The sequence below is a fragment of the Acinetobacter puyangensis genome (assembly GCF_900096995.1).
GTDB classification, from domain to species: Bacteria; Pseudomonadota; Gammaproteobacteria; order Pseudomonadales; family Moraxellaceae; genus Acinetobacter; species Acinetobacter puyangensis.
Genome location: NZ_OANT01000001.1, coordinates 377986 through 401908, shown reverse-complemented (window position 1 = coordinate 401908; position 23923 = coordinate 377986). Strand labels below are relative to the sequence as shown.

Here is a 23923-nt window from a genome sequence, read left to right as displayed (position 1 = left end):
TTAAATCTCTAGTTGCTGCAAATTTATCTGATAAATCTTACGCTTTGCCATGACGTCAATCGGCTGTGTTAATGGTCGAACATTGCTGATCACCCAAGCATAATAACCAGTTGCCCAATAGGAGGCTGTTGCCGCTTCAACCTCATCTTCTCGCCAATCATGTACTGATTCAATATCGACCAGCGCAACAGCAATACCTGGTTCTTCATCACCATCTTCGCTGAGATAATTTTGATTTTCCACAATCAGTAAATCTTTTAATGGCAATTGTGGCGGCAACCATGAGCGGATTTCCAGCGTTTTTATGCCTTTTGCAATTTGTTGCCCTGCTGGTGTAACAATGGACAATGCCTGATAAATTTTCATCATTTCTATGCTACATTGATTTGATCGTTCATTTTTAGATGATATGGAAAATAGATATGACACAAGCAACGATTGCGTTAAATTATGTTGAATTTAAGGTTACAAATATTGCTCGCAGCAAAGCATTTTATCAGAAGTTTGGCTGGACATTTACCGATTATGGCGAACAGTACTGTGAGTTTAATGATGGTCATCTAAAAGGTGGCTTTGCTTTAGCTGAAACGATTCAAGTACAAGGTGGTATACTTCTGGTCTTGTATAGCCAAAACATTGAACAGGCCCAGCAGATCATTCAACAGGCTGGTGGAGCAATCACACAGGACATTTACGATTTCCCCGGTGGTCGACGTTTTCATTTTCAGGATCCTGATGGCTATGAACTGGCCGTATGGAGTGATAAAAATTAAAATGATCTATAAACAGCAGCATATCAAATCCAGTATATTTAGTGCATGCCTGCTTATTTTACTGTTAGGCATAACCACCAAAGCTTACACCTGTGAACCAGCTGCGCTGGACTGGGACAGGCTTTATCTGGATTATGATCAAAATAAAGATCGAAAAATTGACGTCGAGGAATGGAAAAAGCTGATTGAATTAAAACATCAGTCTTATCAATGGACTAAAAAAGCGGAAAAAGATGATCCCTTTCGCTTGAAGATATTTCATCAACTCGACAAAAATAAGAATCTTAATTTAAATGAAGATGAACTTTCTCAAATCTATCTTTATTTCCCCAATCCATGTGATGGCTGGGGAGAAACATGGGGAATCTCAGAAAAACCTATTGATAGCTGGTGGAAAAAACTATTCAATCGTTTTTGAACTGGCCGGAATCTGTTTAATCACACTAGCGATTGTTAGGTAATTAATCCCTTGAAATAACACATCAATGGCTAAGAACATACCCAACACCCAGAATGGTGCATCAGGTGTAAACATAATTAATAGACCGGTAATAAAGGTCAGTAAACCGGAAAAGAATGTCCATTTCCAGCCGGGTATAGCACGCAGTACTGTCGCATTTGCCATACGGATCACACCCGCAAACACTAGGAAGAAAGATAACAGTGTGGTCAATACCAATGCTGCTTTATCAGGTGAGCTAAACGCAAAATAACCCGCCATAAAATAGAAGATACTAAATAATGCCCAGAACCAGCGAGAATTGGATTTAAACAGAGTAAATGCCGCAAGTAGATGTAAAATACCACCCAGCATCATTAACAAACCAAAAAAATAGACGACGGAAAGCGTTGCAAAAGGCAGCATGCCCAATAACAAAATCCCGATAATAACCAGAATCACCCCAAGAAAAATAAACCATTTGCGCTCTGCGTGAAGATGATCTCGAACCAGATCATTACCGACTGTAATCATTTGTTTATACTCTTTTTAAGTTGTTATAAATATTTTATACCTATTTCTATTGCTAAAAAGTTGCGAGTTGTAAAATTATTTCAACCAGCCAATTTCCCTTGCTGTTTCCGCATTGATTCGTACATCTTTCAAACTATTGGCCATTTTACTTTTTGTTGCACTCAAGGCAATATGGCCAGCCATCAGCTCGGCAGTTTTTTGCGGATATAAGGGTTGCTGATCGGGATCCCCCAAACCTTGCGGATAAACTGGCTGACCTGTGGATAAATCGTACTTATCGGTTGCACCAAAGGCATGTAACATCTCGTGTGCAATCACAATCTGATTTTGACTATCCTGTTTATGATGTGCAAATAAATTGACCACACCGATACGGCCATTTTGCAAAGCCGTTGAATGTTTCAGAACTTGATGTGTCCGCATATCATAATAATTTAAAAACAACCGTAACTGAGGACGTATACCAATGTCCTGTTGCTGTCGCCATGCATAATAACGGAATCTTAAACTCCACCACATAATCTCCAGTATAGATTGCGAATCGGGTACTTTGGGCGGTAGTGTCTTGATTTCGGAACCCAATTTAAAATAAACATGAATAGGCTGATGATATTGCTGTGCCTGTTGTTGTAAATAGTGTGCAATCACCGCAAAATCCTGTTCATTTAAACTGGCAATATAATCTGCTGTAACTGTCGATTGATCAGCATTGACAGGATATAAAGCAACAAAAATCGGCGTTTGCCAATTCTGGTGATAATCTCGCCAAGCATTGACTGCAACAATAAGCAAAATCAGCAATAAAATGGTGACTCGAAACATTTTCCAGAAGGAAGATTTTTGCGCTATTAACATCTTCCTAATTTACTTTATTTTTAATCTTTTTCAGATACATCTGGCTGCCATCAATTCTTGTTTCAAACAAATTCAGCATTTTAATTAAGCCAGATAATTTTGCTCGGCCGTAATTGCGTGAATCAAAATCGGGTTTTACCGCAGTAATATATTGCCCGACCACCGACAGATTAGCCCAGCCATTATCGTCAGAATTATCTTTTACAGCTTTATAAATAAGATTTAATGTTGCTCTATCAATGTGTTGGGATTTATTATCCAAGCTTTCTATCGCTTCATTTTTTGCAGCATCTTTTTCTGGTTCTTGTTTCGACAATACATGCGGTTTCACGTCTTCTTTCTTTGTCGGTTCAGATTTAAGCGTCTCTCTCTCTGTTTCCTGCTTGATTTCGTCTTTATCGTCAAGCACAAGATTCTCAATATAGATAAATTTATCGCATGCTTTACGAAAAGCTTCCGGCGTTTTATTGCGTCCGAAGCCATAAACCAATAAACCACTTTCCCGAATCCGTGAAGCAAGTGGTGTAAAATCACTGTCACTGGAAACAATACAAAATCCGTCCAATGCCCCACCATACAGTAAATCCATGGCATCAATGATAAGAATCATATCCGTGGCATCTTTACCTTTGGTATAGGCAAACTGCTGTACCGGCGTAATGGCATGAGGAAGCAATACCTCACGCCAGCTTTTTAACGTTTCACTACTCCAGTCACCGTAGACGCGTTTGACACTTGCTATTCCGTATTTTGCAACTTCTTCCAAAACAGATTGAATTGAGTTTACCGAAGAATTATCCGCATCAATCAAAACAGCAAGTTTTTTCATGTTGTTCCCCTTACAGGAGCCTACTTACTCTCAACCCATTTACCATTTTCATAGATCAATGACCATTTTGTCGCTTTACCTTCAGGCGTTTCTGATGCCACATATTGCGCCTGATTTTTACGGCTAAACTTCAAAATCGCAGGGTTGCCTTCTGGATCGGTATCAGGTGCTGCAAGTAAATATTGAAATTTCGGATCAAGTTGTTCTGCCACACTACGCAATTCAGCAATTTTTGGCGCACGGGTTTCACGTACTTTCGGGAATTTACTCGCTGCCAAAAATAGACCAGCTGCACCATCACGCAAGACAAAGTAATCATCATGCTTGGTAGAACGTAGATGTTCCATTTTAATTGGATCAACACGCGGTGGCGCAGGCTGACCATTTTTCAGGACTTTGCGAGTATTGTCACAGCTATTGCAGGCAAAATATGGACCAAAACGTCCAGTTTTTAGCTGCATTTCGCCATCACATTTATCACAAGGGATGGTCGGTCCATCATAGCCCTTGATTTTAAATTCGCCTTCTTCAACTTCATAGCCTGCACAATCGGGATTATTACCACAGATATGCAATTTACGGCCACCATCAATCACATAGCTGTCCATGGCTGTACCACAAATATGACAGCGTTTTTTCGACATCAGGTCGTCGGTTTCTGCACTGTCATCATCCGATAAGGCCGCCAGTGATTCTACCGGTGTCAGGTTTAATGTCCCTTTACAACGTTCTTTCGGTGGCAAGTTATACCCCGAACAGCCAAGAAATACGCCTGTTGTTCCGGTACGAATCTGCATGGCACGTTCACACTGCGGACAATGCACATCAGGCACTTCTATCGGTTCATTACGACGCATACCATCAACACTTGCAGCAGTGGTTAAACGCTTTTTAAAATCACCGTAAAACGTATCCAGCAGATTCTTCCAGTTTTCTTCACCTGTTGCGACTTTATCCAGTTGCCCTTCCAGATCGGCAGTAAAGGCATAATTCATCAGGTTATTAAAACTTTCATCCAGACGATCAGTGACAATTTCACCCATTTTTTCGGCAAATAGACGGCGGTTTTCCAACTTGACATAACCACGATCCTGAATGGTGGAAATAATCGCAGCATACGTCGATGGACGACCAATACCCCGCTTTTCCAATTCTTTTACCAAAGATGCTTCGGTAAATCGTGCCGGTGGTTTGGTAAAATGCTGAGATGGATCAAGTTTGATTAGTTTTAGTGTTTCACCAACTTTTACCGCTGGCAATAACACATCATCATCAGATTTGTTGGCACCACGTACCCGGGTAAAACCATCAAATACCAGTGTGCGACCTTTGGCTTTGAGTTCAACGCCATTGGCTTCAACCAGAATGGTGGAAGATAAATACTGTGCAGGTGTCATCTGACAAGCCACAAACTGACGCCAGATCAAGTCATATAGACGCTGTGCATCACGTTCAGTTCCACTCAGATCACTACCGCTCAAGGCCACATTGGAAGGACGAATCGCTTCATGCGCTTCTTGTGCACCCGCTTTATTGCCGTAACGATTTGGCTTTTCAGGTAAATATTTTTCACCAAAATTATCGTTAATATGATTACGTACCATATTGACCGCATCATCGCTTAAAAAGGTCGAGTCGGTACGCATATAGGTAATAAAACCACCTTCATATAAACGCTGCGCCAGCATCATGGTTTTTTTCACCGAAAAACCTAAGCGAGTACTGGCTGCCTGTTGCAGTGTTGAGGTGATATAAGGCGCACTTGGATTAACTTTGGTCGGTTTATCTTCACGGCTGACAATCTTGTATTCTGCATCTTTCAATAAGGCTAAAATCGCATCGGCTTCGGCTTTATTTTTTAATTTCAGAGTTTTGCCAGCATGTTTAAATGCTTCTAGGCGGATGGCATCTTTATCTTTTTGTGTATCAGCAAAAATTTCCCAGTATTCTTCCGGAATAAAGGCACGAATTTCCCGTTCCCGTTCCACCACCAGTTTTACCGCAACCGACTGCACCCGTCCTGCGGACAAGCCACGGGCAATTTTCTCCCATAGCAATGGCGACACCATAAACCCGACCACACGATCTAAAAAGCGGCGCGCTTGCTGTGCATTAACCCGATTAATATCCAGACGAGACGGATGTTTAAAGGCTTCCTGAATGGCATTTTTGGTAATTTCGTTAAACACCACACGGCGATAGCGACTGTCATCGCCACCAATCACTTCCTTTAAATGCCAAGCAATCGCCTCTCCCTCTCTATCCAAATCCGTTGCGAGATAAATGGTATCGGCATCTTTGGCCAGTTTTTTGAGATCGGCAACCACATGTTCTTTGCCGGGCAATATCTCATAATGCGCTGCCCAGCCATGTTCCGGATCAACCCCCATTCGGTTGACCAAAGCAGTTTGTGCTTTTTTGGCTTTATCCTCGGCAGTCTGTTTGGTGCGTGTAGCCGCTTTTTTCTCGGTACTTTTTGCACCGCCGCCTGTCGGTAAATCCCGTACATGTCCCACGGAAGACTTGACAATAAATTGTGAACCCAAATATTTATTAATGGTTTTGGCTTTGGCAGGCGACTCCACAATCACCAAAGAACGCCCTTTTGCGCTTTGAGTCGAGTTTTTGTCACGTTGGGAGGTTGTTGCTGTCGCCATAAATTTTTCCAGTGGTTACTGTTGTGTTGCTTGTCGTGCTAATGAATGGAGGAAGTTTTTCATATTTTCAAGTTGTTCACCAGCAAAATCTGCTGATTCATCCCAATATATTCCTACGCAATTGGCCTGCATATCAATAGCATAAATGCCCTTTAGTGTAATCACTTCGCCGTTAAATTGGGGATCACCTTTGACCACAGAAAGTTGGCCTTCCTGATTTACCGCTCGCAATAAAGGGAACTTTCCCTCGGGCACTAAAATACTATAGTACGCTACTATGCTGGCTCGTGTTTCAGATGCCGGAGGAATATTGCTCCATTCAGGTGCAGGAATCAAGCGTGGATGTAATCCCATTTTCCGTGCATGATCACGTAATAGACCCAATGCTTTTTCCCGGGGACTCACTTTTAAGCCAAAAATTGAACCCAGTAAAAATAGTATGATCAAACCTACTACCCAGTAAACGGTATATTCCGAATGCATAATCTCCCCCTTGATCTTTATTAGATTTGCATAAGCACATAGAAAAAGGCAAGTTTTAAATCAAATTTCTTAAAATTAAAAACAGTCACCAATTCATATGTATAATTTCGGCCAAATAAAAACGCCCTATAAGCTGATATATAAGCTTATAGAGCACGTCTCTAATCTGTAAGATGCAACCTCATGGCTACTCCGTACTAATTGGCTTTTTGCAGATCAATCGTATCCAGTAAGATTTGTGCCGATTCGGTGACAAAAGCCTCTTCTTCCGGCAATGGCGGACGTTTGGCTTCTTTCATTTTTGCACGTGCTTCACTGCGAGCATCCAATGCAGCCTGATAACTCTCCCAATTGGCATATGGCGCCAAATTGGTTGCTTTACGACGTGCATTTTCTACTGCGAGCGTTTGTGCTTCCAATGCATTGATTTCCGCTTTACGTTGATCAATGTCTAGTACGACTTTCTTCTCATCAGCCGCTTTTCTGGCAATGCCGACATATTCATCCAGATAGATAAATTGCGGATTTTGACTGCGACGTTGATCTGATTGCTGCTGTAACTGATTTACATAAGGCTTGATCACACCTTCCCGTTTAAACGGTGCAGTAGCGATGGTATCCCATTCCAGCGGATTCTTGGATTTACGCTCTCCGAATTGATCAAAATAAATATCAATCAGTTTCACATCTGGAATGACCCCTTTGTTCTGGGTACTACCACCGGTAATACGGTAAAACTTACGTTGCGTCAAAGTCGCCTGACCATAGGCAAGGCTATCGAGTTGTACCTGAGCCGTACCTTTACCAGTGGTGGTACTGCCAATGATAATGCCACGACCATAATCCTGAATGGCAGCAGAATAAATTTCACTGGCCGATGCCGATGCCAGATTGATCATCACGGCCATTGGACCAGCATACAACTGTTGTCCGCCATCGGTATCTTCAAACACACTAACATTGCCGTTACCATCACGGATTTGTACCACTGGGCCGTCTTTCACCACTTGTCCAATCATTTTGGCCACTTCTTCAAGTGAACCGCCCGGGTTATTGCGTAAATCGACAATCACACCGGCCACATTCTGCTTGGATAAATCGATCAGGGCTTTTGCAGTATCTTCGGACACACTACGATAGTTCTGACCATCACGACGTGCACGATAGTTTAAATAAAATGATGGAATTTCAATCACACCGATTTTTTGCTTTTTGCCCTGATGGGTAACATCAACCACTCGGTAACGTAGGCCGGAATCCTCTTCCTGAATCACATCACGGGTAATGGTCACCAGTCGGGCCTGACTCATCGGTGCACCAGAAGCCACCAGTTTTAAAGTAACTTTGGTGCCTCGTTTACCGCGGATTTCACCGACAATTTCCTGACTCGACCAACCCACCACATCTTTCATGGCCTGACCATCTTGTGCCACGCCGACAATACGGTCACCGGAACGGACTTGTCCTGTTTTACTGGCCGGACCACCATCCACAATGGTTTCGATCTTGGTATAATCTTCATTGCCACGTTCCGGACGAATAGTCACGCCAATCCCTTCAAGCTGTAACGTGGTTTGACGATTTAATTCCATCGCATCAATCGGTGGGTAATAATTACTATGCGGATCGTAAGTTGCCAACATGGCATTTAAAGTTTTTTCCAACACATCATCACTTTTCACCCGGGAGACACGTTCCAGCTGACGTTTATAACGTTTTTCCAGTGTTTGCACCGGGGTTAAATCTTCAGGCGGGGTCAGGTTTTCACCTTGTGCCAGCTCCGGATTATCTTTTAATGCTTGCTGTTTGGCCGCTTCTTCTTCCTTGGTGATGGTGAGCCCAATTAATTGCGAAGTCAGCACTTTATTCCAGAAATCTTTTTGTTCTTGCTTGGTCTTGAAAAAAGGTGCTTTTTCGCGATCGGTATCCAGATACACATTCTTCTGATGTAAATTTTGCGTTTTCTTCAATTCAGCCAGCATATAATGATAATATTCTTGAATACGCGCACGATAAATCGCGTGAATTTCATACGCAGGCTGTAAATTTCCCGTTTTTAATGCCAGACCAAAGCCGGCTGCATATTTTTGTTTGAATTGATCAATCTCACTTTGTAAAAACAAACTATGATCCGGATCCAAACTATCAATATACATGTCAAAAATACGGACTGAAGTATTGGCATCCAATCGCATAGGTAAATAATGCTGGCGATCAACCAGTGTTGCCATCTGACGAGCCACCAATGCCTGTTCCTGTGTTGGCTGAATGGCACCTTGAACAACTTTTGTTTCGGTGGCCGCCATAGCCTCAGACACGACATGGGTAAAAAACAGACCGCCGGTTGCAAGAGCGATGGCACAAGCAATGTGTTGTAACTTCATAATCGATTTATGCTTCCTTTGAGTTATGCACCGATAATACTTTGCGATTTTAGACAATCACTTCTATTATGCTCAAACAATAATGCATTGAAATTTAGAATTTGCTAGTTTTAGCATATTCTCGATGCGGTAAATGTAAAAAATCATTACATTGTGAATTTATTTTTTGCAAAAGATGAATAGAACATGAAGGAAAAGTTATGATTGGTGCGCTGATGCTTGATGTCGCTGGAACAACATTAACCAGTGAAGACATAGAATTATTAAAGGCGCCACAGGTCGGTGGCCTGATTTTATTTGGCCGTAATATTGAATCACCAGAACAAGTTCGCGCCCTCACCGATCATATCCGTCAAATCCGTCCGGAAATTCTGATTGCGGTTGATCAGGAAGGTGGACGAGTACGCAGACTCAAACCGGAACATGGCTTTAGTAACATTCCAGCCATGGGACGTTTAGGTGAGCTTTATCTGACGCAACCCGAATCTGCACGTGAACTGGCGCATGCCTGCGGCTGGCTGATGGCGAGTGAAGTGCTTGCAGTCGGCATTGATTTTAGTTTTGCCCCAGTACTGGACATTGACGATATCAGTGATGTGATTGGGGATCGGGGCTTTGCCAAAAATCCTCAGGATATTATTCCGCTGGCCCGCGCCTTTATGCAAGGCATGAAACAGGCAGGCATGGCAACCACTGGTAAACACTTCCCCGGTCATGGTTCTGTCAAGGCTGATTCGCATGTCGCTGCCGCCATCGATAGCCGCAGTTTTGCAGAGATCGAAGCACATGACATGTTGAGCTTTAAGGCATTGATACCTGAGCTGGATGCGATCATGCCGGCACACGTGATTTATGAAAATATTGATCCCAACCCTGCGGGTTTCTCACAATTCTGGATTCAAAAAATCTTAAGGCAACAACTCGGTTTTGATGGCGTTTTGTTCTCCGATGATTTATCCATGCAGGCTGCCTGTGTCGCAGGAGGCGCCGATGCCCGTATTCGTGCTGCCTTACATGCTGGTTGTGACATGGGCTTGGTCTGTAATGACCGTAACGCAGCCTGTATCGCGCTGGAAGGTTTACACGATCTTGAGTTACCAAACCAGAGCAGATTGGAAAAAATGCGTGGACAGATTCCGCCACTTGAAATTAGAGGGGCGCTTGATTTGGGTGAACAATGGCAAAAAACCAAAACTAAAATTGAACAATTTGTAGAAAGCTTATAAAGTACAAAATGATGTCAATTCGTGATGAATTGGCATTCCATCTAGGGCTTGTTGAAATTTGATCTTTGCTATGAAAAATGAGAAAAATTATGGCTTAGACAAGGCAACCAGTGTGGACAATATGTGTATATTGGCAAGCTGGTTAACGCAGTATAAGTCTAATTTAGCCATTTTTCATGCAAAAATAGAACATAAAATGCCTTATTTCTAGCTTAAATTTAATATGTGATTAATTCTCAACAGGCCCTAATACAGCAAAACAACAAAATATCGTCACAGGATCGACATGACACAATCACATTTATCCAAACCACTACGCTCAAAGCACCGTCATATTTCATTCACTGCACATTATACCGGCTATCGTTGGTATATGATGGGTATTTCCCATCCTGCCTTTGCCACCACACAAGGCAAGTTTTTAACCGGTCTGTTACAACCTATTGAAGCTGGTGCAGAACGAATTATTGGTGGCAGTATCCGTACCACCCTGCAACAACGCCACACCCTGATTGATACAACACTGGCTGACCTACTGGCACAACACCCAAACTTACAGGTCATAGAAATTGCAACAGGTTTATCACCCCGTGGCTGGCATTTCCGCAAACATTATCCGGGTTTGACCTATATCGAAGTCGACTTGCCCAATATGGCAAGAATCAAAAAACAGGCCTTACAAAAAGCCGGTCAACCTGATGCACAAGTCTTGGCAATTGATCTGTTTACACCACAGATTCAGGACATGTTTAAACATCTGGATCATGATGCGCCATTAGTCATCATCAGTGAAGGACTGGTAAATTATTTTGATAAAGCTGCGTTGAAAACCTTGTGGACTACACTTGCAGAATATGGAGGTAAGTTTAATCACTTTTACTATTTAACCGACTTATGCCCTGAACCCGTTCAACATCCCTTGGCAAATCTGGTCTGGAATAGCAGCAAATTATTAAAGTTCTTATCCAAGAGCGCATTTAGCTTCCATTTCACCACACCCGATGAGGTCCAAGATTTCTTTCTAAATTGTGGTTATCATCAGGTCAGTATTCAACAACCTAGCCAGAAAGATCACAAATCATCAACAATACATCTTGGAGATTTTGTCTGGGTGGTATTGGCTGAAATCTAAAAGCTGAACACTAAAAAATCAGGTTGGATACTGGGTCAAGGCTTATGGTGTATGTAGCATTTCACATCCACCATAAGCCAAAACGGATTAAACAGATCGTTTTGTTTGTTCTATCGCCTGTTTTTGTGCGGCAATATATCGCAATAAACGCTCTGCAAGCTCAAAACTGCCATGTTTAAATAATATTCGCAGTTGATGTGCTTTCAACTCAAAAATCAAACATTCAATCGAAAATTCGCCCTGCTCATCCGTCAGAGATAACGACATATCTCTTGCATAGCGGGCAACTTGCTGTGTTTTATCCACGTCTTTTATCTCAAGCAATACACCAAAAAAATTGATGTTGATAATATCTACGTTTGCAGTCAAATCCGAATGACGATAAGACATGTAAGTATGTGGTTGTTTGACCTTGATACGCTCTTCTCCACGGCGTTCCATTAAATGCATCTGGGCACGGGACATCGGAATAATCCCTTCCAGATGCTGGATTGGATCACCACGTAAAAAAGCACTAAACAAATTCATGGTTTCTTTACGACGTTGCAATTGTGGTACATGATCAGCACCCGCAATCAGGGCAAATTCCATATCCGGACATTGCAAGGCAAAATGGGCATTTTCAAATGGCAGAGTAAAACTGTCATATTGCCCAGCAGCCACCAGCACTTTACAGCTCGGTGCAGGCACACTATGTAACCGTAATAGGCGATTGCAATTGATTTCATAGCGTAATTGTTCTGTCGTGGTAAATTCCGACATTTGCTGAAAAAACAATCGCTTTGCTGTGGGTGACATGCGCGTTTGATCCAGTTTGGCATGGTTGACCAGATACAAAATCACGGCCTGCCCAAACTCCTGCATTCGACCTTCCTGCATCAGCTTTAACGATTCTTCCAGAATCATGCGCCAACTGGGTCGGGTCTTTTGCATCACGCCCATCAACACCATACGTTCAACCAATTCCGGGCGTTGATCAGCGAAATGTGAAGCCACTACAGAGCCTAAGGACATGCCCATCATGGAGACTTTTCTGATTCCCATGGCATCAAGCCAAATCCCCAGCATATGCGATAAATCGGGAAGCTCCAGAATTGCTGCCGAAGCGCCGCTGTCCTTATTGTAAATTTGTTGATTGGCACCCATTGACGGTAAGTCGATCAGGATCACTGGCCCACATTGAAATAATTGTTCAACACAATATTTATAAGAATTAAAGTTTTGAAATGCCCCACCAACAATGACAATCGGTGTTTTATGTATGGTTTCGGACTTTGCAATCGCCAAATATTCAACTTTCCAACCGTCTAACCAAAACTCCCTGACTGGCTGCTTAAATACATCCCGATGATATAACTCGAAAAAATCTGTTGGATTAATCTCAATAGATTGTTTTGCCCGATCCTTAGCAATACTATTCACTATGCCCTCCCAGCCTTGTATAAGTCATTTATACAAGTGATTGCTCCTTTATTTAACGTCATCTCAACGTAAATATAGGCTTGTTATTGTTTACATCGACGTGCTGATTGACTCAATCTGACCACCAAAGCAAGATTCCTTTTCCTGTTTTGATCAACACGGCTCTTTTATATTTCGTTTAACTATAACATAATCAATATTGAAAGTGTCTTGATTTTCATAAAGTCTGATAAACTGCATATGGTATGTTTTTTAACAGCAAACTTTTTTAGGTTTCTTTCTTTAGATTTCTAACTTTAAGTTTCTAAGTGATTTTTATCACATGTCATTCATCAAAAAATTTTTGGGTCAATCATGAGTGAGTCTATTCAACACTATATGTCGCAAATCGGAAAGCAGGCGCGTCTTGCTTCGCGCCAATTGGCGGGCTTGGCGACTGATGCAAAAAATAATGCATTATCAGAAATTTATACTGCACTAGAGAATAACCAACACTTTATTCTTGCTGCCAATAAAATTGATATGGACAATGGTCATGCCAAACAGCTTGAACCGGCATTACTGGATCGACTAGAACTGACGCCTGCACGCTTTCAGGCGATGTTAAACGGACTCAAAGATGTGATTGCACTGACAGACCCGATTGGTGTAATTACGGATTTGGCCTATCGCCCGTCTGGTATTCAGATTGGTAAAATGCGTGTGCCGCTAGGTGTGATCGGCATGATTTATGAGTCCCGTCCAAATGTCACACTGGAAGCTGCATCACTGGCGCTCAAATCCGGTAATGCCATCATTTTACGTGGCGGTTCCGAAGCCATTGAATCAAATAAAGCCATCGCACAGGCGATTCAACATGGTTTAAAAATCGCGGGATTACCGCAACAGGCTATTCAGGTGATTGAAACCAGTGATCGTGCCGCTGTAGGCGAATTGATTACCATGACGGAATTTGTGGATGTGATTGTGCCACGTGGCGGCAAAAGCCTGATTGAACGCATTAGTCGTGAAGCACGTATTCCTGTGATTAAACATCTTGATGGTAACTGCCATGTCTTTGTAGAGCGTCAGGCTGATCTACACAAGGCATTGCCGATTGCTCTCAATGCCAAAACACATCGTTACGGTGTTTGTAATGCGATGGAAACGCTGCTGGTGGATTCACCTGTGGCAGAAGAATTTTTGCCATTGATTAGCGAACTATACGCAGAAAAAAATGTGGAACTTCGAGGCTGCCCAGTGACACGCAATATTCTGGGTCAGGAAATCAAGGCAGCAAGTGAAGAAGACTGGTACACCGAATATCTGGGTCCTGTTCTGGCGATTAAAGTGGTGGCCGATATTGATGAGGCAATTGCACATATTAATCAATATGGTTCACATCATACCGATGCCATTATTACCGAGAACTATACTCAGGCGCGTAAATTCCTGACGCAAGTCGATTCCAGCTCAGTCATGGTCAACGCGTCTACACGCTTTGCTGATGGTTTCGAATATGGTCTTGGTGCAGAAATCGGGATTTCAACCGATAAAATCCATGCCCGTGGTCCAGTGGGACTGGAAGGTTTAACTTCACAGAAATGGATTGTTTTAGGCGATGGGCAAATTCGTCAATAAAGCCGTTCTTTTGTATTTTTCGGGTCCTAAAGTATTGCTTTAGGACTTTTTTATATGCGAAACGGGTTTCAATGTTCGGCTTAAGTCTAATAAAGCCATAATAATGACATGGATTTATTCAGTTTTTAGGGTATTCATACAAGAATTAATCCCTATTAAAATTAAAAATAATATTTTATAACAAATAATTAGTAACAAAAAATCCAGAACCTAAAAATTTAAATGATGCTAAAGTCTAATCACCCAAAGTCTAGCTTGTCGCATTTTACCAGAGCATGTTTAATAGGACTCGTTCTGACCGGGAACGATTACATTACCAGTCCATAACACGCCTATGGAACGTAGGTCATTTGATATTCTATCCAATAGCAGATTGACCTACATAAGATTTGAAAGTTTTGTTTTTTTAGGGATAACTGACTGTGTCTAATATACTTGTAATCAATTGTGGTTCATCTTCCATTAAATATGCACTTTTACTTGACGATCATGACTACCGTATTTACGGTCTGGCAGAGAATCTGGGTACGCCAAATGCACGTATTTCAGGGATCACCGAAGGTCAGGAAAAATTTGAAGTCGAACTCGGTCAGGCAGATCATAAACAGGCACTTGAAGTTGCCATGGAACGCTTGAAGAAATTTCATTTCGATGCCATTGGACACCGTGTGGTCCATGGTGGTGAATTGACTGAAGCACAATTGATTGATCAGGATGTGATTGACCATATCAAAGCCACCTCTGCGCTGGCACCCTTGCATAATCCTGCACATCTGGTCGGTATTGATGCAACCTTAAAAATGTATCCTGATTTACCGCAGGTTGCTGTATTTGACACAGCATTCCATCAAAGTATGCCGGAAAAAGCCTACCATTATGCGATTCCGAAAAAGCTATATGAAGAACATGGTGTACGTCGCTATGGTTTCCACGGCACGAGTCATGCCTATGTCAGCGAACGAGCATCGACACTGGCTGGTCAAAAAAATCAGGGCGGCTGGCTGATTGCACACTTGGGGAATGGCAGTTCAACCTGTGCCGTATGGAATGGACAAAGTCTGGATACCAGCATGGGTTTAACCCCGCTTGAAGGGCTGTGTATGGGCACCCGTAGTGGGGATGTTGACCCGAGTCTGCATCATTTTTTAGCAAAAAATCTGGGTTGGGATCTGGACCGTATTGATCGCATGCTTAATCGTGAAAGTGGTTTATTGGGACTTTCCGGTCTTTCCAATGATATGCGTACCCTGATTGACGCATCAGAACAGGGAAATCATGATGCGACGCTGGCCATTGAAGTGTTTGTCTATCGTCTGGCCAAATCACTTGCTGCAATGAGCTGTGCGCTACCACAAATCGACGGTTTGATCTTTACCGGTGGTATTGGCGAAAACTCCGCCTATATCCGCGAGAAAGTAATCAAATCTTTACCGCACTTTGGTTTTAGTCTGGACAGTGAAAAAAATAAAACTCGTGGTCAGGAAATCCGCATCGATGCAGGTACAGGTCCAATGATCTGGATCATTCCAACCGACGAAGAAAGTCGTATTGCACAGGAAACTAGGCAGGTTGCGTTAAATGCACTTGAAACCGCATAATTCAAAACATTTTGATCGTTAAAATTCAATAGGTGCATTTTTATATGCACCTATCTTGTTAGAAAAAATAGGAAGATTTCATGAAAACATTTTTATTGGTACCGACAGCTGAAGGGATTGGACTGACCTCTGCATGCCTGGGCATGATACAGGCTTTTGATTGTATCGGCGTAAAAGCCAACTTTTTAAAACCATTTGCGCAAGAAAAAAACAATAGTATTAGCCGAACTTCCGCACTAATTTCCCATATTTATCAACGTCCGCAAGTCAATCCAATTAGCCATGAAAAAACCAGTCATATGGTCGGCATTGGTGAAATGGATGAACTCCTCGAAGAAGTGGTCAGCCTGCATCGCCATGTTTCTAAAGATCATGAAGTTATGTTGGTAGAAGGTCTGGTGCCAAATGCCAGCCAAAGCTATACCTCTCAACTGAATGCAGCGTTGGCACAAGCACTGGATGCACGGGTGATTCTTATCAGCACCGCAGATTTGAACAATCCCGAATTAACCGCAGAGATTGTCGATAGCCATTTACGTCCGTTTGGTGGTGCAAATGCACATCGTACCGCTGGCGTGCTATTTATGCGCAGCAAAGGTTTATCTGCCGAAAATGCACAAATCCCGGTGGCAACAGATCAGGGGTTACGTTTAACCAGCCAGATTGAAGGTTTTACCTCTGCTTTACAACGTTTTTCTCCGTTATTAGGTAGCCAGCAATTTCCGATTATCGGTCTGGTGCCGTTTAGCCCGACCTTGAGTGTGCCGCGTACACTGGATATTGCCGCTGCCATTCAGGCAACATGGATCAATGAAGGAAATGCTGCGCAAAGCCGTGTACAGCACAGCACACTGATCAGTGGCCGTATTGAACATGAACTGGATAAATTGGTGGCAGGCGAACTGCTGGTTGCCTCCAGTGATCGTAGTGATGTGGTTCTGGCAAGTAGTGTTGCCGCGCTTAGTGGCGTTCCGCTTGCAGGGATTGTATTGTCCAATAGCCACAACAATCCTGACACTGCAATTCATGGCTTCGTCCAGCAAGCCTATAAAGCAGGCTTACCGGTTATGTCTACCGTTCTGGACAGCTTTCAAGCCATGCAAAATATTCAGAATATTGCCAATGAAGTCCCGATTGATGATATCGAACGTGCCGAGCAAGTCACCCGTTTTGTTTCCAGCCATATTGATTTTGACTGGTTAAAACAGGAATGTGATATTGAAAGCACACCACGCCTGTCCCCTTCTGCCTTCCGTCATGAACTGGTACAAAAATCTATTGCAGCAAAAAAACGTATTGTCCTGCCAGAAGGTGCCGAACCGCGTACCATACAGGCAGCGGTAATCTGTCAAAATCGTGGTATTGCCCAATGCGTACTGCTGGCAAAACCAGAAGAAGTTCAGGAAGTTGCCAAAGCACGTAATATTGAATTGCCTGCTGATCTGGAAATTATTGATCCTGACAATATCCGTGCAAACTATATTTCCGCCATGGTTGAACGTCGTAAAGGTAAACTCAACGATTTACAGGCCAATGAACAATTACAAGATACCGTGGTACTCGGCACCATGATGCTGGCACTGGACGAAGTCGATGGTCTGGTTTCCGGTGCAGTTCACACCACTGCCAATACCGTACGTCCGGCATTCCAGCTGATTAAAACCGCCCCTGACTATTCACTGGTATCGTCTATCTTCTTTATGCTGTTACCAGATGAAGTTTATGTTTATGGTGACTGTGCCATCAACCCGGATCCAAATGCCGAAGAACTGGCTGAAATTGCGATTCAATCTGCCGATTCTGCATTGGCCTTTGGTATTGAGCCCCGCATTGCCATGATCAGTTATTCAACCGGCGATTCCGGTGCAGGTGCAGGCGTTGACAAAGTACGTCAAGCCACCCAGATCGCACAGCAACGTCGTCCGGATTTATTGATAGATGGCCCATTACAATATGATGCTGCCTCGGTGGAAAGTGTCGGCAAGCAAAAAGCACCGAATTCCAAAGTTGCCGGTCAGGCCAATGTCTTTATTTTCCCAGACTTAAATACCGGTAATACCACCTACAAGGCCGTACAACGTGCTGCCAATGTGGTCAGCGTTGGTCCGATGCTGCAAGGCTTGAACAAACCGGTCAATGACTTGTCTCGAGGTGCATTGGTAGATGACATCGTATTTACCATTGCCCTGACTGCAATTCAAGCAACACAAAGTTAATATCTGATTAGGCGGCGATGTTTGACATCGCCATATCTCTAAAAAAATCAATTGATGAATAAATCATCAATTGATTTTTTATACAAATGCTCTTATAGTAGACAGTGACACAATCTCAGGATTTTTTTCCTTTTATGAATATTGAACCATCGCCCGCACATAAACCTAGTTTAGATGCAGTTTCAGATAAACATTCACAAATTAAAACATGCTTACATGTTGTTCAAGAAGCTCTTCTTGATGTTAAAGCAAAAGATATCATTGAATTCGATGTTTCGAATATCAGCAGTGTATCCGATGCCATCGTGATTGCGAGTGGCACTTCTACACGCCATGTCAAAGCACTGGCCGACAATGTCGCAGAAGAAGCACGTAAAGCCGGTTTTCGTCCAATTGGAATTGAAGGTGAACGTGATGCCGAATGGATTTTAATTGATCTCGGCTTTGTCGTCGTTCATGTCATGTTACCCACTACACGTAAATTTTATGACTTAGAAAGTCTGTGGCGTCCAGCCCCAGCAGAACAATTTAGTTAAATCTCTGCGTTACTCAATATGCGATCTTTATTGATCGCATATTCCCCTCCCTTATTGTCTCTCTATCTCACGATATTATTTTATCGGATAGTATCTGATGTGTTCTTGCCAATGCCCGTTTATCAAATTGTGGTCGATGATTTTTACGTCTTCCCCGGAAAGCATCAGTACTTCGCTATATTCTCGACTTAACAATAAACCCTTTTGCGGCACAACCTCATATTTAATTATCAGGATAAATATCTTTCAAAGGATATAACTTTACGGTTTCTTTCCAGCGACCACGAATTAAGTCACGCTGAATGATTGCCACCTGATCATCACCTCTCATGGCATCTTCTATTGATTCTGACACTAAAACCAAACCTTTTTGGGGTAGGACAGCATATTCCCGTTTTGCATGATAACAACATCCACCTTTACTAAATGTAATAATTCGCTGGCGTTTTGGATCGACTTGAAACATACCCAAGTTTTCATAGGTTAAATCACTTAATTCCTGACTAAACACAAACTTGTTTCTATTTTTATGATAAACATAAACCTCATAACTTGGACCATTATAGGGGCCATTATTACCACTGCGAATGGCAATATCCTCAGTGCCGTCAAAATTAAAATCCCCAAACATTAATCCACTTTGATCGCCATACATTGGCGTTTCACCTAAAGTCGGCTGCCGATCCTCGGGTAAATAGAAATTTAAATCTTCGGATGCAAATTGCTGAAAAACTTTTGTTTTGCCTTTTTGGTATAAGACAATCTTTGCTTCACCGCCACACTTATCTTCTTCACATGCTACATCAATACGAACATCATAAATTTGGGAAGCATCGGTAATCAAAAAAGATTCAGCCTGAGCAATGGAGAACAATCCCACACACATTATGCCAATCATCAGCTTCAATATCATGTTGCTACCCCTCATGCCATCCAAATCATCACCCATTTTTAACATATCATTATCAATATAAAAATCTTCGTCTTAAATATTTTTCCTACAATCGCATGTCTATCCATAAACGATTTAAACGACTTTTCAGATAACAGCATTTATTAAATTTTCCATAAAAAAGCCATCCGAAGATGGCTTAATATAGTGCTATATTCTCAATCAGCTATCAATGCCCGGTACCATTAATGGCTTTGGTCATATCTTCAACTACTTTCTTGGCATCACCAAATACCATCATGGTTTTTTCGTTATAGAACAAGTCATTGTCCAGTCCGGCATAACCTGTTGCCATGGAACGCTTGATCACCATAATGGTTCGTGCCTTATGCGCTTCCAGAATCGGCATACCATAAATCGGTGAGCTCGGATCATCTTTGGCGGCCGGATTAACCACGTCATTTGCCCCGATCACCAACACCACATCGGTTGCCGGAAAGTCGGAATTGATTTCGTCCATTTCCAGAATGTCTTCATAAGGCACATCTGCTTCGGCAAGCAAAACGTTCATGTGACCCGGCATACGACCTGCAACCGGATGAATGGCAAAACGGACTTTGACACCTTGCTCTTTAAGCACGTTGGCCAGTTCTTTCACTGCATTCTGCGCACGGCCCTGTGCCATACCATAACCCGGCACAATCACCACACTGTCGGCATTTGACATCAGGAAGCCAGCATCATCGGCAGAACCGGAACGATAGTTGCGCTGTACCTGTTCACCACCAGCATTACTACTGGCAACTGCTGCACCGCCCATCGCACCGCCAAACAACACATTGATGATGGAACGGTTCATGGCTTTACACATGATATAGGACAGAATTGCACCGGAAGAACCAACCAGCGAACCAGCAACAATCAGCATGTTATTTTCAAGGGTAAATCCAATCCCTGCGGCTGCCCAACCCGAGAAAGAGTTCAGCAAAGACACCACCACCGGCATATCGCCACCACCAACCGGGGCAATCCACACCCAGCCAAATGCCAGTGCCAATACAGTCATCGCCCAGAAGGCATTGATGTTGCCTGTAGTAAAGAAATAGAAACCACAGACCAGCATTGCCAGAAAGATGATCGCTTGCACCGGTTTAACCCAGCCACCCGAGATGGTTTTGGCCCATTTTTTCGCAGCCAGTTTACCATAAGCAAAGACTGAAGCCGTAAAGGTAATCGCACCAACAAAACAACCCACAAACAACTCAAATAAATGGACTTTATTCATGTGTGCATGTTGTACGCCTGCCATATCAAGTGCCGCACCATTTTCTGCAAACAAGGCAAGCAGTTGGTTGTTATGCAGAATCGCAGCGATGGCAATTAGAACTGCTGCCAATCCCACCAATGAATGCATCAGTGCCACAGTTTCCGGCATTTGCGTCATCGGTACGGTACGGGCACGGGCAATCCCCACCACAGCACCCAACACCATGGCACCGACAATCATCCAGATCACTGGATGATCGGCAACAAAGAATGTGGTGATCACGGCAATCGCCATGGCGATCATACCGTAACGGTTACCGGCAATCGCTGTTTTTGGTCCAGATAAACCACGCAAGGTCAAAATAAAGAGTACGGCACCGATCAGGTAGAACCAATCCGCATAGCCTTTCATAAAATCATGAATAAACTCCATCAGTTATCCCTCTTTTTTCTTTTGCTTTGGCTTAAACATTTCCAGCATGCGTGCCGTCACGGCAAAGCCACCAAAAATATTGATACTTGCCAGAAAGACTGCTATTGCACCTAGCACACTGACCACATTAATACTTTGAAATGCCACACTGCCCTCGACACCCAGCACAGGCAATCCAACCGTCTGAATCATCGCACCCACAATAATGATCGAGGACAAGGCATTGGTCACCGCCATCAATGGCGTATGCAATGCAGGTGTAACCCCCCAAACCACGTAATAGCCAACAAAGATGGCAAGCACGAAAATTGTAATCGTTTCAACCATGAGGAATCTCCCTAACCACGTTTCAGCAGGACTTGACCGCCATGCGTGACCAATAATGCTTTTTGAATTTCATCGTCCTGATTCAGTTTTAATACTTTATTTTCATCAAATAAAGTTTCAATGAAGTTCAATACGTTGCGTGCAAAGAGTGCCGAGGCTTCAGTAGCAACTGTCGAAGGAATATTCGGCACACCCAGAATCTTGACACCATTTTCAGTGCTCACGGTTTCACCGACCTTGGAGCCTTCAACATTACCACCACTTTCCACCGCCATGTCCAGAATGACCGAACCGGGCTTCATTTTGGCCACTGTTGCCGCATGAATTAAACGTGGTGCATTGCGACCGGGTAACAAAGCTGTTGTTACCACGATATCGGCATTGGAAACTGCCTTATCGACAATCGCTGCCTGATCCTGAATATATTGTTCACCCGGGGTCCAGCCATAACCATTTTTAGCCGCATCATCCGCCCGTTGTTGCTCTTCTGCCGACATGGGTACGTCAAGCCATTTTCCACCTAAAGACTCAACCTGCTCTTTGGCCGTTGGACGTAAATCGGTTGCTTCAACCACTGCGCCAAGACGTTTTGCTGTGGCAATCGCTTGCAAACCGGCAACGCCAACCCCCATGATCACCACGCGGGCAGGTTTTACCGTACCGGCAGCAGTCATTAACATGGGGAATAAACGCTGATATTCATTTGCAGCAAGCAACACCGCCTTATAACCTGACAGGTTTGCCTGAGATGACAACACATCCATATTTTGCGCACGGGATAAAGTTCGTGGTAATAATTCAAGCGCAAATGCAGAGACATTCTGACTGGCAAAACGATCCAGTTCCGGATTGCGATAGGGATCAAACGTTGCCACAACAATACTTTTGGCTTCCAATTGTGAAATTTCGTCGCCATGTGGTGCACGAACTTTCAATACAATTTGACTGCCCTGATAGGCATTGTCGGTGATTTTAGCACCTGCCTGTTCATAAGCACTGTCGATATAAGCGGCTTTTACACCGGCACCACGTTCAACCACTACCGTATGTCCGGCACTGGTCAGTTTTTTTACTGTTTCTGGTGTCGCTGCCACACGGTGTTCACCCGTGAGGGTTTCGGTTGGGATTCCGATCTGCATGAGCATTCCTCAAGCTAATTTACGTAGTCAAAGTATCATCCGTACTGTATCAGCACGAGATACTTCCCCCATTATGAATATTCGATGATCGATTCTAATATGATTTCAAAAATAAATACTACCCATTATTTAGATAATAAATACCATTCATTCATAAATCATAGTGCTAAAATAAACTAAAATTTCCTATAATTTTAAGGTTTGCCCCATTAAAATAAGTACCCTCGTATAAGGATAGACTCTTGAAATCTCTACATTGGGGTGCCAGCTTTGCGTTAATCGCAGCCTTTTTGGTTGCCAGTAAAGCAATTTTTATCAAGCAAGCCTATGCACTGTCTCCCTTGGTCAATGCCACCAACCTGCTTACTCTACGCATGTTGACTGCCCTGCCTTTCTTTATCCTGCTGATTTATTTCGCTCCAAAGCATAAAAACAATCTTTTGCTTAAGGATTGGCTGCTTTTAGTTTTTGCCGGTCTATTAGGCTACTACTTTGCCAGTTGGCTGGATTTTGTTGGCTTGATGTACATTAGTGCTTCATTAGAAAGGATTATTTTATTTTTATATCCAACGCTAACAGTTTTAGCCTCAACAGTCATTTTTAAACACAAATTATCCTTAAAAATCTGGCTGGCTATTTTGCTTAGTTATAGTGGTACAGTGATTGTAATGCTGGCCGAGCACCATGGTACAGGTTTTGGTCAAAATATCTGGCTGGGATCAAGTTTGGTCTTTGCCAGTGCGATTGCTTTTGCAGCCTATTTATTAATGACACCCCGATTGATTGAGCGATTTGGTTCGTGGCGGTTTACCGGACTGGCCATGACCGTTGCCTGTCTCGGAACCATTGTGCACTATATGCTTGCCACATCACATCCGGTCACCACATTAATGTCACTCCCCGTGGCTGTTTATGGCTATGGGATTGCCTTGGGATTTTTTGTCACGGTATTACCCACAATTTTACTGATGCAAAGTATTGTCCACATTGGCCCATCACGGGCGGCAATGATTGGTGCAGGCGGGCCAATTTTTACCATTATTCTGGCTGTCATCTTTTTGAATGAACAACTCAATGGCTGGCAATGGGTAGGCTGTGCCCTCAATATTATCGGTGTCTTGATAGTGAGCTTTTCCAGCAAAAAAACTTGAGTCCTCTGCTG

Annotated in this window: 21 protein-coding genes; 9 read left to right on the top strand and 12 right to left on the bottom strand. The window is 43.0% G+C overall.

Annotated elements, in window-relative coordinates:
• A complete protein-coding gene (locus CRO21_RS01870; RefSeq protein ID WP_097077647.1) occupies positions 1-369 on the bottom strand; it encodes an ASCH domain-containing protein in 369 nt (122 codons plus the stop codon).
• Between the two features lie 53 nt (positions 370-422).
• Between CRO21_RS01870 and CRO21_RS01865 the strand changes: the two genes are divergently transcribed.
• On the top strand, positions 423-773 hold the full coding sequence (locus tag CRO21_RS01865) for a VOC family protein (RefSeq protein WP_097077646.1): 351 nt from the start codon (positions 423-425) through the stop codon (positions 771-773).
• A 1-nt stretch (position 774) separates the two neighbouring features.
• Positions 775-1191: an EF-hand domain-containing protein gene (locus tag CRO21_RS01860; RefSeq protein ID WP_097077645.1), complete on the top strand. Its 417-nt coding sequence runs from the start codon at positions 775-777 to the stop codon at positions 1189-1191.
• Here the strand turns inward: CRO21_RS01860 and CRO21_RS01855 are convergent.
• The 6 genes from CRO21_RS01855 to CRO21_RS01830 all read right to left on the bottom strand — a co-directional run bounded on the left by CRO21_RS01855 (position 1174) and on the right by CRO21_RS01830 (position 8954).
• Positions 1174-1746 (bottom strand): HdeD family acid-resistance protein, encoded by a 573-nt coding sequence (locus CRO21_RS01855; RefSeq protein WP_097077644.1) that lies wholly within the window; start codon positions 1744-1746, stop codon positions 1174-1176. The two genes, CRO21_RS01860 and CRO21_RS01855, sit on opposite strands and share 18 nt — an antisense overlap.
• Positions 1747-1821: 75 nt before the next feature.
• A complete protein-coding gene (locus CRO21_RS01850) occupies positions 1822-2601 on the bottom strand; it encodes a hypothetical protein (RefSeq protein WP_097077643.1) in 780 nt (259 codons plus the stop codon).
• Positions 2602-2605: 4 nt separating this feature from the next.
• Positions 2606-3430, bottom strand: a complete 825-nt coding sequence (locus tag CRO21_RS01845) for an NYN domain-containing protein (RefSeq protein WP_097077642.1) — start codon at positions 3428-3430, stop codon at positions 2606-2608.
• A 20-nt stretch (positions 3431-3450) separates the two neighbouring features.
• Positions 3451-6087 carry a type I DNA topoisomerase gene (gene topA / locus CRO21_RS01840; protein WP_097077641.1) on the bottom strand — a complete coding sequence of 879 codons (2637 nt, stop codon included), beginning with the start codon at positions 6085-6087 and terminating at the stop codon, positions 3451-3453.
• A gap of 15 nt (positions 6088-6102) precedes the next feature.
• Positions 6103-6570 carry an ammonium transporter gene (locus CRO21_RS01835; RefSeq protein WP_097077640.1) on the bottom strand — a complete coding sequence of 156 codons (468 nt, stop codon included), beginning with the start codon at positions 6568-6570 and terminating at the stop codon, positions 6103-6105.
• Positions 6571-6767: 197 nt separating this feature from the next.
• Positions 6768-8954: a carboxy terminal-processing peptidase gene (locus CRO21_RS01830; protein WP_097077639.1), complete on the bottom strand. Its 2187-nt coding sequence runs from the start codon at positions 8952-8954 to the stop codon at positions 6768-6770.
• A gap of 200 nt (positions 8955-9154) precedes the next feature.
• Between CRO21_RS01830 and nagZ the strand changes: the two genes are divergently transcribed.
• Together nagZ and CRO21_RS01820 are read left to right on the top strand one after the other, a co-directional pair.
• Positions 9155-10180 carry a beta-N-acetylhexosaminidase gene (gene nagZ / locus CRO21_RS01825; RefSeq protein ID WP_097077638.1) on the top strand — a complete coding sequence of 342 codons (1026 nt, stop codon included), beginning with the start codon at positions 9155-9157 and terminating at the stop codon, positions 10178-10180.
• A gap of 286 nt (positions 10181-10466) precedes the next feature.
• Entirely contained in the window at positions 10467-11312 is an 846-nt protein-coding gene (locus tag CRO21_RS01820; protein ID WP_097077637.1) for a class I SAM-dependent methyltransferase, read from the top strand.
• 87 nt (positions 11313-11399) lie between these two features.
• Here the strand turns inward: CRO21_RS01820 and CRO21_RS01815 are convergent, their stop codons facing one another.
• Entirely contained in the window at positions 11400-12734 is a 1335-nt protein-coding gene (locus tag CRO21_RS01815; RefSeq protein WP_097077636.1) for an alpha/beta fold hydrolase, read from the bottom strand.
• Between the two features lie 354 nt (positions 12735-13088).
• On the opposite strand from CRO21_RS01815, the gene CRO21_RS01810 reads away from it, so the two are divergent.
• From CRO21_RS01810 to rsfS, 4 genes are all read left to right on the top strand, one after another.
• On the top strand, positions 13089-14354 hold the full coding sequence (locus tag CRO21_RS01810) for a glutamate-5-semialdehyde dehydrogenase (RefSeq protein WP_097077635.1): 1266 nt from the start codon (positions 13089-13091) through the stop codon (positions 14352-14354).
• 422 nt (positions 14355-14776) lie between these two features.
• On the top strand, positions 14777-15952 hold the full coding sequence (locus tag CRO21_RS01805) for an acetate/propionate family kinase (protein ID WP_097077634.1): 1176 nt from the start codon (positions 14777-14779) through the stop codon (positions 15950-15952).
• A gap of 80 nt (positions 15953-16032) precedes the next feature.
• Positions 16033-18168, top strand: coding sequence for a phosphate acetyltransferase (gene pta / locus CRO21_RS01800; protein WP_097077633.1), 2136 nt, complete (start codon positions 16033-16035; stop codon positions 18166-18168).
• A gap of 134 nt (positions 18169-18302) precedes the next feature.
• A complete protein-coding gene (rsfS, locus tag CRO21_RS01795; RefSeq protein ID WP_087619297.1) occupies positions 18303-18704 on the top strand; it encodes a ribosome silencing factor in 402 nt (133 codons plus the stop codon).
• A gap of 223 nt (positions 18705-18927) precedes the next feature.
• On the opposite strand, the gene CRO21_RS01790 is transcribed toward rsfS, so the two are convergent.
• The 4 genes from CRO21_RS01790 to CRO21_RS01775 all read right to left on the bottom strand — a co-directional run bounded on the left by CRO21_RS01790 (position 18928) and on the right by CRO21_RS01775 (position 22761).
• Complete coding sequence (locus tag CRO21_RS01790; protein ID WP_228150337.1) at positions 18928-19662, bottom strand: XAC2610-related protein; 735 nt, start codon at positions 19660-19662, stop codon at positions 18928-18930.
• A 163-nt stretch (positions 19663-19825) separates the two neighbouring features.
• A complete protein-coding gene (locus tag CRO21_RS01785; protein WP_378234919.1) occupies positions 19826-21274 on the bottom strand; it encodes an NAD(P)(+) transhydrogenase (Re/Si-specific) subunit beta in 1449 nt (482 codons plus the stop codon).
• 24 nt (positions 21275-21298) lie between these two features.
• On the bottom strand, positions 21299-21622 hold the full coding sequence (locus tag CRO21_RS01780; RefSeq protein ID WP_087619300.1) for a proton-translocating transhydrogenase family protein: 324 nt from the start codon (positions 21620-21622) through the stop codon (positions 21299-21301).
• An 11-nt stretch (positions 21623-21633) separates the two neighbouring features.
• Entirely contained in the window at positions 21634-22761 is a 1128-nt protein-coding gene (locus CRO21_RS01775; RefSeq protein WP_097077631.1) for a Re/Si-specific NAD(P)(+) transhydrogenase subunit alpha, read from the bottom strand.
• Between the two features lie 242 nt (positions 22762-23003).
• Between CRO21_RS01775 and CRO21_RS01770 the strand changes: the two genes are divergently transcribed.
• Positions 23004-23912 (top strand): DMT family transporter, encoded by a 909-nt coding sequence (locus tag CRO21_RS01770; protein ID WP_097077630.1) that lies wholly within the window; start codon positions 23004-23006, stop codon positions 23910-23912.
• Positions 23913-23923 lie beyond the last annotated feature (11 nt).

What these genes read in the sequence shown, in the direction of transcription:
- CRO21_RS01870 (WP_097077647.1), bottom strand. Translation starts at nt 369, where the DNA reads ATGATGAAAATTTATCAGGCATTGTCCATTGTTACACCAGCAGGGCAA.
- CRO21_RS01865 (WP_097077646.1), top strand. Translation starts at nt 423, where the DNA reads ATGACACAAGCAACGATTGCGTTAAATTATGTTGAATTTAAGGTTACA.
- CRO21_RS01860 (WP_097077645.1), top strand. Translation starts at nt 775, where the DNA reads ATGATCTATAAACAGCAGCATATCAAATCCAGTATATTTAGTGCATGC.
- CRO21_RS01855 (WP_097077644.1), bottom strand. Translation starts at nt 1,746, where the DNA reads ATGATTACAGTCGGTAATGATCTGGTTCGAGATCATCTTCACGCAGAG.
- CRO21_RS01850 (WP_097077643.1), bottom strand. Translation starts at nt 2,601, where the DNA reads ATGTTAATAGCGCAAAAATCTTCCTTCTGGAAAATGTTTCGAGTCACC.
- CRO21_RS01845 (WP_097077642.1), bottom strand. Translation starts at nt 3,430, where the DNA reads ATGAAAAAACTTGCTGTTTTGATTGATGCGGATAATTCTTCGGTAAAC.
- topA (WP_097077641.1), bottom strand. Translation starts at nt 6,087, where the DNA reads ATGGCGACAGCAACAACCTCCCAACGTGACAAAAACTCGACTCAAAGC.
- CRO21_RS01835 (WP_097077640.1), bottom strand. Translation starts at nt 6,570, where the DNA reads ATGCATTCGGAATATACCGTTTACTGGGTAGTAGGTTTGATCATACTA.
- CRO21_RS01830 (WP_097077639.1), bottom strand. Translation starts at nt 8,954, where the DNA reads ATGAAGTTACAACACATTGCTTGTGCCATCGCTCTTGCAACCGGCGGT.
- nagZ (WP_097077638.1), top strand. Translation starts at nt 9,155, where the DNA reads ATGATTGGTGCGCTGATGCTTGATGTCGCTGGAACAACATTAACCAGT.
- CRO21_RS01820 (WP_097077637.1), top strand. Translation starts at nt 10,467, where the DNA reads ATGACACAATCACATTTATCCAAACCACTACGCTCAAAGCACCGTCAT.
- CRO21_RS01810 (WP_097077635.1), top strand. Translation starts at nt 13,089, where the DNA reads ATGAGTGAGTCTATTCAACACTATATGTCGCAAATCGGAAAGCAGGCG.
- pta (WP_097077633.1), top strand. Translation starts at nt 16,033, where the DNA reads ATGAAAACATTTTTATTGGTACCGACAGCTGAAGGGATTGGACTGACC.
- rsfS (WP_087619297.1), top strand. Translation starts at nt 18,303, where the DNA reads ATGAATATTGAACCATCGCCCGCACATAAACCTAGTTTAGATGCAGTT.
- CRO21_RS01790 (WP_228150337.1), bottom strand. Translation starts at nt 19,662, where the DNA reads ATGTTAAAAATGGGTGATGATTTGGATGGCATGAGGGGTAGCAACATG.
- CRO21_RS01785 (WP_378234919.1), bottom strand. Translation starts at nt 21,274, where the DNA reads ATGAAAGGCTATGCGGATTGGTTCTACCTGATCGGTGCCGTACTCTTT.
- CRO21_RS01780 (WP_087619300.1), bottom strand. Translation starts at nt 21,622, where the DNA reads ATGGTTGAAACGATTACAATTTTCGTGCTTGCCATCTTTGTTGGCTAT.
- CRO21_RS01775 (WP_097077631.1), bottom strand. Translation starts at nt 22,761, where the DNA reads ATGCAGATCGGAATCCCAACCGAAACCCTCACGGGTGAACACCGTGTG.